Raw genomic sequence first — 610 nt, forward strand, 5'->3', positions numbered from 1 at the left:
CAACTCGCTGCGCTCTTTTCGTCGGCATATTGGGGCGTTATGTGTATAGGATGGTTATGGATAAACCTAAAAGTATAAAGCTCACAACGATATTTATTTTTATTAGTTGGCTAGTCAGCTTGACTTCTATTCTCATTATTTCTTTCAATACTAAAGAGTTAATGCCGAATGAAATAGCAAAATACATCTCATTCGGCGTAACAACGTTATTGGTTATTTGGCTAGCTTACAAAATCAACTGTGGACGCAACTGGGCAAGGATTATCTATTCTGTTCTTATATTAATAAGCCTTATTAATGTAGCAATTAACTTTCAACAGTTTTCTTTAATGCCTATAGAGTTCACCCTTGTAAGTGCTATAACAAACTTGTGCCAGATAATAGTTATTTTGTTTATGTTCACGCCAAGTTCAAATGTTTGGTTCAAAAACAATAAAGGCGCACAATACACATAACAAGTGCATTATGGTGGGAATTTTACTCGCCGGAAAAGCGCTCCTAAACCCCCCATATGCAAATCGTTATATGCCTAGATGACTATGGATGAGACTGAAAAGTTTGAAGAAGAATTGACCACGTTTATTCATGATCTTTTCTTAAATACGGAATA

1 protein-coding gene is annotated in these 610 nt (G+C 35.4%); it reads left to right on the plus strand.

Annotated elements, in window-relative coordinates; translation table 11 throughout:
• A partial coding sequence (locus EOK74_RS20720) for a hypothetical protein (protein ID WP_205964790.1) occupies positions 1-455 on the plus strand: 455 nt, incomplete at its 5' end.
• Positions 456-610 lie beyond the last annotated feature (155 nt).

Source organism: Paraglaciecola marina, assembly GCF_004360155.1.
In the GTDB taxonomy this organism is placed as follows: domain Bacteria; phylum Pseudomonadota; class Gammaproteobacteria; order Enterobacterales; family Alteromonadaceae; genus Paraglaciecola; species Paraglaciecola marina.